The 8,858-nt window shown below is 69.1% G+C and carries 9 protein-coding genes and 1 pseudogene; 7 read left to right on the forward strand and 3 right to left on the reverse strand.

What is annotated here, in order from left to right:
- The 3 genes from ACGFMM_RS35635 to ACGFMM_RS35645 all read left to right on the forward strand — a co-directional run.
- The coding region (locus ACGFMM_RS35635; RefSeq protein WP_393650645.1) for an anthrone oxygenase family protein at window positions 1-335 on the forward strand (335 nt) is incomplete at its 5' end.
- 246 nt (window positions 336-581) lie between these two features.
- Window positions 582-1,004, forward strand: a complete 423-nt coding sequence (locus tag ACGFMM_RS35640) for a DUF4267 domain-containing protein (protein ID WP_393650646.1) — start codon at window positions 582-584, stop codon at window positions 1,002-1,004.
- Window positions 1,005-1,171: 167 nt separating this feature from the next.
- Window positions 1,172-1,873, forward strand: a complete 702-nt coding sequence (locus ACGFMM_RS35645; protein WP_393650653.1) for a substrate-binding domain-containing protein — start codon at window positions 1,172-1,174, stop codon at window positions 1,871-1,873.
- A gap of 117 nt (window positions 1,874-1,990) precedes the next feature.
- Here ACGFMM_RS35645 and ACGFMM_RS35650 read toward each other — a convergent pair whose 3' ends face one another.
- From ACGFMM_RS35650 to ACGFMM_RS35660, 3 genes and pseudogenes are all read right to left on the reverse strand, one after another.
- Window positions 1,991-2,197, reverse strand: a complete 207-nt coding sequence (locus ACGFMM_RS35650; RefSeq protein WP_393650647.1) for a hypothetical protein — start codon at window positions 2,195-2,197, stop codon at window positions 1,991-1,993.
- Window positions 2,198-2,926: 729 nt separating this feature from the next.
- Window positions 2,927-3,070 (reverse strand): annotated as a pseudogene (locus tag ACGFMM_RS35655) (helix-turn-helix domain-containing protein); the annotation flags it as partial.
- 83 nt (window positions 3,071-3,153) lie between these two features.
- On the reverse strand, window positions 3,154-3,453 hold the full coding sequence (locus ACGFMM_RS35660; RefSeq protein WP_393650648.1) for a hypothetical protein: 300 nt from the start codon (window positions 3,451-3,453) through the stop codon (window positions 3,154-3,156).
- Window positions 3,454-3,635: 182 nt separating this feature from the next.
- On the opposite strand from ACGFMM_RS35660, the gene ACGFMM_RS35665 reads away from it, so the two are divergent.
- The 4 genes from ACGFMM_RS35665 to ACGFMM_RS35680 all read left to right on the forward strand — a co-directional run bounded on the left by ACGFMM_RS35665 (window position 3,636) and on the right by ACGFMM_RS35680 (window position 8,711).
- Window positions 3,636-5,024, forward strand: coding sequence for an acyltransferase domain-containing protein (locus tag ACGFMM_RS35665; RefSeq protein ID WP_393650649.1), 1,389 nt, complete (start codon window positions 3,636-3,638; stop codon window positions 5,022-5,024).
- A gap of 176 nt (window positions 5,025-5,200) precedes the next feature.
- Window positions 5,201-5,863, forward strand: a complete 663-nt coding sequence (locus ACGFMM_RS35670) for a hypothetical protein (RefSeq protein WP_393650650.1) — start codon at window positions 5,201-5,203, stop codon at window positions 5,861-5,863.
- A gap of 848 nt (window positions 5,864-6,711) precedes the next feature.
- On the forward strand, window positions 6,712-7,308 hold the full coding sequence (locus ACGFMM_RS35675; RefSeq protein ID WP_393650651.1) for a hypothetical protein: 597 nt from the start codon (window positions 6,712-6,714) through the stop codon (window positions 7,306-7,308).
- A 1,115-nt stretch (window positions 7,309-8,423) separates the two neighbouring features.
- Complete coding sequence (locus tag ACGFMM_RS35680; protein WP_393650652.1) at window positions 8,424-8,711, forward strand: hypothetical protein; 288 nt, start codon at window positions 8,424-8,426, stop codon at window positions 8,709-8,711.
- The last annotated feature ends 147 nt before the right edge of the window (window positions 8,712-8,858 follow it).

Genomic DNA, 8,858 nt, shown 5'->3' on the forward strand with positions numbered 1-8,858 from the left:
GTGGCCAACTCGGCCGCGCTCACGGGGGCCGGATGCTCGGCGCCCTCATGCCGTTCTGGTACATCGGCTCGCTCGTCCTCGTCGCGATCCGGGCCATCGCCGGATGGGACCACGACGGCACCGGACTCGTCGTCACCGCCGGCGCGCTGCTGATCGTCAGCGTGATCATGTCGCTCCTGCTGCTCGTCCCGATCAACAACCGGGGCAAGACGTGGACCCCCGAGAACCGGCCCGAGGACTGGAAGGAGCAGATGAACCGCTGGGACCGCTACCACTACGTCCGCGTCGCCGTCATCATCGCCGCCTTCGCCCTGCTGGCCGCCGCCCTCACCTGAGCCCGCCGCTGCTCCGACACGCACTGGTTCGCCCCTGTCTATCGGCGGCTTCTTCCCAGCCCCGCAGGCCGACTTCGCGCCGGTGGCGCACCATCCCATCCGACTGCCGCTCAGATCCCATAGCTGCGATCCCGGCAAGCTACGCCCCTCGATCAGCCGCGTCCACGCGTCCTGATCTCGCCCCACACGACTCTGCAAGCCCCACGTAGCTCACCAAGCTGACGAAGACTCGCAAGGAGAAGAACATTGTCGCTGAAGAAGATCAACACCGTCCTGGCCGCCGCCTTCATCCTCTTCATCCTCTGGTTCGGGACGGAGTACATCCTGAGCCCGGAGACGACGGCGCCGGGCTACGGCCTGCCGAGCTGGCCGTCCGGCGATGGCGACGGCTTCCTGATCATCAAGGGAATCCGCGACGTCGTTTTGGCCCTGGTCCTGGGCATCCTGCTGGTGACGGGCCACCGCCGGGCGCTGGGCTGGGCGTTGCTGGTGGAGGCCCTCGCCGCGTACGGCGACATGGCCAACGTGCTGGCCCACCACGGCTCCGTGGCCACCGCGCTCGTCGTCCACGGCCTGACCGCGACACTGATGGTGGTCAACGGCCTGCTGATAATGCGCGAGACTCGCAAGGTCGCGGCCACTCCGGCAACACCGCTCCCCGTCTACTGAGGTTGAACTCGTGGAGTCGTAGGGGCTGACGGCTCATCGACTGTGCGGTATCACCGGGGCATGCGGTATCCACAAGGGGCCGGCTGACCGCCGAACGGCAGCAGTTCCGTGAGGAGTTACGGCTCAAGGCGGCCGAGAGGTTCGCCCAGGGCGAGGCGAGCTCGCTGATCGCCAGGGACCTCCGGGTCAGCGTCCGCTCGGTGCAGCGATGGCGGCAGATGTGGGACGAGGGCGGTCCGCGAGCTCTGCGGTCACAGGGGCAGGCGTCGCTGCCGAGGCTGAGCGAGAAGCAGCTCGCCCAGCTGGAGGCGGAGCTTGCCAATGGGCCGGCCGCGCACGGCTGGGAAGACCAGCGCTGGACCCTGAGCCGTGTGAAGACGGTGATCGGCGACGGCCACCGGCGGATCGGCTTCCTGGGGGACTCGCAGGTCGTCTACAGCGGAGCGGAACGATTCCGAGGCTACTGGGCCGCACACGAGGCCGCCGGTCTCCAGCCGGACGAGCGGTACATCCGGCGCGGACTGACCGACGTGGCCGCCGCCCGGCAAGCAGCGCTGGCGCTGCTCTCCGGCCCGGACGCACCCACGGCGTTGTTCTGCACCAACAACCGTATGACCCATGGCGCCATTCGCGCGGTGCACACCATGGGTGGCCCGGTCGGGCTGGCCGGCTTCGACGACTTCGAACTCTCCGATGTCCTCGGCCTGCCGCTGACCATCGTCTCCTACGACGCCGACGAGATCGGCCGCCGAGCGGCCCGCATGCTCCTTGACCGCATCGACAGCCGTGGCACGGGCGAGCCCTGGACGGCCCGCAGAACTGTCGTCCCCACCCGTATCATCCGGTACGGGACCGCCGGCGCGTCGTGAGGCAGGCGGCGAGGGCGACCGACGGAATGTCGAGCAGCAGACAGACAGGGGAGATCACCCGCCTGGGTCTCGGCCGGCTCGACGAAGACGATGCGTGGCCGCCGGCTCCGGGAGTGTTTAGGCGACACCCTGGGCCTCGTCGTCGCGCGGGGGCAGGCCGTTCTCGAGGCGGATGTCCTCCCAGTCGCGGCACCCGTCGAGGTTGATGCCTTCGGAGGCGAGGTTCTCGAGAACGTAGGCGAGCGCGGGGTTTCCGGGGAACTCGGCACGGGCGGCCTCGCGCAGCTCGCGCTGCTCGGCCTCGTTGAAGGTGAGGTTCGCCATGGGGGCCTCCGGCGATCGCGTACAGCCCGAGGCTAGCGCAGAGGGCACGGCGGTGGGACGGGTCAACCTGCGTCAGTCTCGTCCGGGAGACGGGCGCCGGTGTAGGCGAGCCGGTTCACGACAGCTGCAGCGCCGCCTGGGCCGCCTTCACGTGCTGCAGCGCGTCGGAGAGGTCGCACTGGCGTCGTGCTCGTCCTGGGCCCGGACCGGCTGCTGCTCCCCGCGCTCGGGATCTACAGCGAGCGACGGCGCCGGCGGCCCGGGTGGACCGGGTGCTGCGGCCGTACGGTTGAGGGGCTCGGTCAGCCTCTAGTCGCCTTCATCTCCTCGACGGCCGGACCGGGGTGCGCCCCGAGCACGAGCAGCAGATCGACGAGGAAGCCCGTGCAGCCTACTGCGCGAAGATCGAGCAGGCCGCCAGGTCGGCCGCACCGATCAAGGCGTGGAGGTTGTCTCAGGTGACGTGATGTTCGTGCGGATGACGCCGGTCATGGGGTGCTGATCTATCGAAGCGTCTGATTCCTGATGTTGAGTCAGCCGCGATGAGGGCATATCGGCTGGCGGGAGGGCTGCCGTGCCGAGACTGTTGGTACTTGAGCTTACGCCGGATCAGAAGAGTGATGTCGAGGAACTGCTGCGGCGGCGGGATCTGGCGCCGCGTACGCGGATGAGGGCCGAGTGCGTGCGGCTGTCGGGGCAGGGTCGGGTGCCAGCAGAGATCGCTGGCGCCGCCACGGGCATGCGCTGGGCCGACAGCAGCACCATCTGGGCCCGCCGCCAGGTCACCACCGACCCGGTGCCCCGGCGGACGATCCGCAGCAGCCGTCTGCCCTCGTCGTCATCGATCTCACGGACCTGCATGCGTTCAGCCACGTGATCATTCTGACCGCCCGGTGCTGCCCGGCACAGCAACCGGGCGACACGTCAGAACGGGGCGAACGTTGCCTGATGCGGCACTAGCCAGTCAGCACTCCAGAACGTCGCGGGGCCGAAGTTGCCTTCCTGTCCGGGTGCACCGTCACCGGCGCTCCCCGGAGCACGCCCATCGCCATGTCCGTGCCCACGTCCAGGTCGACCTCCGAGTTGTGCTCGAAGTTGCGGCCCATGCTGCGGCCGGAGAGAGCGATCAGGGCTCGCTGGGGCAGGCCGTAGTCGAGCGCGGCCGGGGCGGCCGGGTCGGTGCCTCGCGTGCGGGACATCTCGGTGCCGGCGGCGACGGCGCCAGGGATCGCGACCAGGGCGCGGGCGACATCCACGAGCCGGTACGCCTGGGCGCGGCTGAACTCCGTGTTCCCGTTCGGGACTTTGTGCGGGCTGTGGTGATAGCCTATTATCGTCGAAGAGACGATAATAGGCTCAGTAGACCCACGGTAGGTCTCGGAGCGTGAGGCCTCACTCCACCGGAGCACCGGTGGCCAGCACCCTTCGGGAGACAAGAATGACATCGGCGCTTGACGCGACGGACTCGGCGCCGGCCCATGCCGAGTTGGCGCGGCGGACGGTGAACGCGCTGGTCAGGATCGCCCACACGGATGACTGGGCCAAGGGCATGTCCATCCACTACTACCTCATGTTGGCCCTCCACGCCGGCAGAGGGGCTTACGTGGACCGTGCTCCTCTGCTGTGGATCGATAAATGGCGCCAGCGCTGGATGGCCGCTCGTGAGGAGGGCGACCAGGCGGCTGTGGCCGCCGAGAAGCGCTATCTCCACGAGCAGGTGCTGGCCGCGCTGGGCAACGATCCCGGTGTGCAGGGGGAGTTGTGGAGCAGGCTGCCCGGGTGGGAGCAACAGGGCCGCCGGACGCTGACGGCTTCCGACGTCAGGAAGGCCCTGGGGCTGGACGAGGAGTTCCGGGCGTGGACCGAGGCTCTGGAAGCGGCGGGGCCGCGGTTCGATCCGTTGCCGGTACCCGACATCCCCGAGGGCGATGAACTGATCGCCTTGATGGAGGAACTGGGGATCCCCCGCGAGGACCACGCCGACATCGCCGCCGCGGTCGATGCCCTGACCGATGTCGACTCCCCGTGGCTCTGGCTGCTGGAGCGCACCCTCTGGCTGATCCGGTCCCGGATGGGGTCCAGCCTGAGCGTCCCCGTCGGTCCCTTCATGTCCTCCCATGATGCGGATGGCTGGTGGTTCTACGTCGTGGCCTTCCTGGCCGCCGCCCCAAAGGTGCGGGAGTTCCACCGGAGCACCGAGGTGCCGGAGGAGATTTCAGCGGCCAGTCTGGGGGTGCTGGGGGAGAAGATCGCTCTCCACCGGACGGGCGCCGGGTACGGGGCACTGGTTCAGCACGACTTCGTGATGGGGGTGTTCTGCGGGCGTATCTACCGGCTGGAGCAGCTCGACTGTGTGGCGTGGAACGAAGAGGTGGACGTGTACGTCCCCCACACAGCGCATCCGCTGACGACCGTGCCGGACCAGGCCTGGGCGGACCGGGTCCACGCGTTCCTCCGGCGCCTGCCTCGGGAGTACGGGAGGGGCGTCCAGTGGAAGGAAGGCGCATTCACGATCAGGGTCGACAGCTGGTTGCTCGACCCCGCCCTGAACGACTACCTGCCCGAGGACCACGAACTTCGCCGATTCCTCGCCGGGCTCGGTTCCTCCAGGCGTCGACCGGACCGCCACATCGCCCAGGACCAGTGCGGGCTCACCGGGGGCGACCGTGAGGCGATCCAGTATGCCTTCGGCCGCTACGTGGGGGACCTCGGCGACGCGCTGTCGCTGATCGCCGAGACCGACGTCCAGCACGCCGTACTCGCCCACCTGCGGGCCGGTCAACACTGGACCCGACCGGCCGCCGGGCACTCGATCACCGCATACTGACCGGAACATAAAGCCGCCGCCCACGCACCCGGCGAACGCTCCCGGTCACAGCACTAGCGGATTCGGGACATCGGCTGCTGCCGACCTTGCCCTCCCCGACGCCAACTCGTCCGGGCATACGCACTCGACGAGGTGCAGCGTGCGGCCAAGGCTTGACATGAAGATTGGAGCTCAGCATGACGAGCTGGCTCGGCGTCGCATTGCTGCCCAGCCCTGCACACCAGACCGCCGCCATCCGCCTTCAGAATGACGTGGGTGGCGGCCTTGCGCTGCATCCGCCGTTGAGCCCGGACGGCAATCTGCCCCATGTCACCGTCTTCCAGGGGCCGTTCCTGGACTCCCTTGACCCATCTACGGAGCTGGACCGGATCGTGACCGCTGTGGGCACGTCCCGTTGTATAGCCCTGGCATCGGCGGGAGTCGTGTATCAGCCCACGGGTTGGGTGTTCTTGTCGCTGGAGCGGCGACCGCTGTTGGAGAAGATCCAGCAGACGGCGTTGGAGGCGCTGACACCTCATCTCGACCGGGCGGCGTTCGAGCGTTCAAAGGATGTCTCGCAGTTCTCAGATGAGGAACGGGAGAGCTTTGCGCGGTACGGCTACCGCTACACCGGTGCCGCGTACGCACCCCACATCACTCTGGGGCGCGCCGAGGAGACGGTTGCCCGGGAACTCGTCCGGTCGGTACCTGGGCGGGTCCACGTGCCGGAGGGTTGGGTATTCGACCGATTCAGCTTCTACGTGATGGGCGAGAGTGGTGCCCATGCCGAGATTGTGGAGGAGGTCGCTCTGGCCACGAGAGCGGGTTCCGGCTCGCCTTCCGGGGTGCGGACGCGCTGAGTAACCCGGAGGGCATCGCGCGGATCGGGCTGCTGCACCTGGCCGCGGCGCTGTCGTGCGCGAAGGTGGGGCAGCGCGGGAGCGCCGAGCGGCACTGGGACCGCGCGGACGAGGAAGCGCGTCTGCTCGGCGACGGCTACAGCCACCCGTGGCTGATCTTCGGCCGCGGCGTGGTCGACGCCTACGCCATCACCATGAACGCCAGCCTGATCCGCGCCGACGCCGCGGTGGAGGTCGCGGCGGCGTCGGCCTCGGGCCGATGCCGTCGTCCGCCCGCAGGAGTTTCCACATCATCGAGACGGCCCGCGCCTCCATCCTCCAGGGCGAGAACGTCGCCGTGGTCCACCTGCTCAAGCGCGCGTACGAGACCCCTGGACGACCGCTTTCATCGCGGCCCACTCGGTGACGTACTCCGGCCGCACCTCGGCGACCATCCGCACCGCACGACGGCGAGCTCAAGCGGGTACTGGGAAGGACGTGCCATGACTCGATCCTCTCAAATGATCGAGTCCCTACCGGACCCGGAACGGTTCAGTCACAGTGGAAGGTTGTGCGGGCCATGCACCGAGCATGCCATGCCCCATCGCCCGCCCGCAGCAGCCGGGCAACCGCCGGTCGTCAGCCTTCATCTTTCGTAGTGGGCCATCGACGGAGTCAGCGGCCCACTACGTTCTGGATGGCCGGGAGGGGCAGGCTGAGGGCCCGGGTGTCGCCTAGGGCGGAGGCCGGTTCCACTGACACGGGCTGGACCGCTTCTCTCGTTGAGACGAGTGAGTTCGGCGGCGACGACCGCACCAGTCGTAAGAGCCGGCTCGCGGGGCGGCTGGCCGGAACTCGGTCGGCGGCACATGTCCGCCGCGCTCACCCTGGTGGCCAAGGAGCGTGGCGGCGTCGCCCTGGTGGAGCAGGTGCTCTATCCCGTTCTCGTGTCAGCGTGGAGATCGCCGCTCAGGTTCATCGCGCACACCAGCCCCTTCACCGCCCTCGAACTGGCCGCCCCGCTCGGCGACCTGGGAGGTTCTGCAGTGGGTGGCGATGAGTGGACGGCGACCGGGCCGTACCAGGAGGTTCTGGCGGCGGCGTTCCGGCAGGCTCAACAGCAGGAGTTGGCGAAGGATGATCACGGCTTTCCGGGGCGGGGCATCGTCGAGCTGTGGGAGGACGAGGGCTGGCGGGAGTACATCCTGACCGGAGGTACCTGCACGGTGCTCGACTTCTACGCGCTGATCGACGCCGATGCAGGTGACGAGTTCGCCATGATGCGTCCCTTGACCGAGGAAGAGATCCGCAGTTGGGCTCCCGACGGCCGACCCACGCGCGACCAGTGGGACGCCGCGATACGTCGGCTGCTCGACCCGGTCGGACGTGGAATCGGCCGGTGCACAGTGCTGTATCGGGATGGCGAGCCAGCCGAGATCGCCTACTGGGGCTGTACCGCGGACTAGAGTCGCGCCGGTCCGCACTCCGGTGCTCCATTGAGGCAGGCGACGGTGTCGGGTCCAGCGGGGCGGTGATGCTGGGGCCGGCGTCCGTGGGGGTGGCGACGTCGGCAACGGCTGTGGCACCGAGGGCGTGGCTGAGGGTTTTGGTTTTGTTCGGGTATCGAGATCCACGGCTGGGGAGACACGACAACCGTCTCCAGGGCTGTGCGTTGAGGGGTGCAGGTCGTATCCGTCGGGGAGGGGGGTACGACCTGTCCCCGCTGCCTCCTTCCGTCGTCCCTGCCGTCGGTGAACCGACCGATCGCCAACGACGCGGGGGCGCCCTATGGTGCGCAGCAGATCGCCCGTCCTGCTCGCCGGCGGGTGCTTGGTGGATGCCCTCGCTGTCCATGAGTGCCGGTTCACGCCTGCGTAGCGCGCTGGCAAGTCCTGCGCCTGGTGTTCCGGTTGGGGGTCTCCCGGTCTTCGGGTGCCGGTGCTGCGGGGGCCGTCCGGTTTCACGCCTGCGTGATCTGTGCCGGCCTGTGTGGGGTGCCGCGGGGCGGGCCGTTGACGACCGTGTTGCTGCGGGGCGCGAGGTGCGAGTTTGTCGGCCAACGGGTCGAGGGCCGTGTGGTGGTCGTTCCCGACGGGCGTATGGGCGTCGTCGCGGCGGTCGTCGTCGTCCGAGACCGGCAGTCTGGGCGGGAGGTCTCCTGCACCGTGCATGTGCGGCCTTTGGAGGGCTCCGGGGGCGAGTGGACGACCGACAGGCCCGAGGTGCTGTGTTCAGGTGCGCCGATCACTGCGAACACGGTCCCGACGTCGTCGGTTTGGGCGGGGGTATACCCCTAGGGCGTGGGCGTGGGCGTGGGCGTGGGCGTGGGCGTGGGCGTGGGCGTGGGCGTGGGCGTGGGCGTGGGCGTGGGCGTGGGCGTGGGCGTGGGCGTGGGCCCCTCGTTTTCGACCTTCCTGTGGACCGCTCTGCAACCCTCCTGTGGAGTGGTCTACCGGTGGGGTGAGGGTCGTCCCGGAGGGGGCCGGCGTGCGGTGCTGCGAACTCGAGGCTTGGCTCGGCGACGACCACGGCCTCGACGAGGAGCAGATCAGCGGTCTTCTGTGGCAGGCCGACGAGATCGATGCGCGTTGCCCCGATCCGGGCGACGAGGACCTGCGCACCGCTGCCCTGGTTTGCCGCGTACCGGATCATCCGCGGCGAGCGGAGCGTCGTCGAGGAACTCGCCCGCGAGCGCGCCGACGCCAAGGCGGCCGAGGCCCGCGCGCTCGCCGGACTCAAGCAGGCTGCCGTCGTCCTCGTCTCCGCGGCCGGCTCGGTGTCCGGGGCCGGGTTCGCCCGCGGCGTGAGCGTGGACGGGATGGCGGTCCGTAGTTGGTTCGGGCGAGCGCTGAGAGCCGACTGCCGCTGAGAGTAGTGAGGTCCTGGGGTTCACCCCCGGGACCTCACTCACGCGCAGTGCTACCGGCGGATGTTGACCGTCACGCTATTGCCGCCGCGGGCGCTGAACGCGGCGTCGCCGATTACTCCGGCCGCGGTCGCGGTCGGCGGGTGACCG

This window comes from Streptomyces sp. NPDC048604, assembly GCF_043199435.1.
Lineage (GTDB): Bacteria > Actinomycetota > Actinomycetes > Streptomycetales > Streptomycetaceae > Streptomyces.

Excerpts from the sequence above, each read along its gene's own strand:
- ACGFMM_RS35650 (WP_393650647.1), bottom strand. The coding sequence starts at position 2,197 with ATGGCGAACCTCACCTTCAACGAGGCCGAGCAGCGCGAGCTGCGCGAG.
- ACGFMM_RS35665 (WP_393650649.1), top strand. The coding sequence starts at position 3,636 with ATGACATCGGCGCTTGACGCGACGGACTCGGCGCCGGCCCATGCCGAG.
- ACGFMM_RS35670 (WP_393650650.1), top strand. The coding sequence starts at position 5,201 with ATGACGAGCTGGCTCGGCGTCGCATTGCTGCCCAGCCCTGCACACCAG.
- ACGFMM_RS35675 (WP_393650651.1), top strand. The coding sequence starts at position 6,712 with ATGTCCGCCGCGCTCACCCTGGTGGCCAAGGAGCGTGGCGGCGTCGCC.
- ACGFMM_RS35680 (WP_393650652.1), top strand. The coding sequence starts at position 8,424 with ATGCGCGTTGCCCCGATCCGGGCGACGAGGACCTGCGCACCGCTGCCC.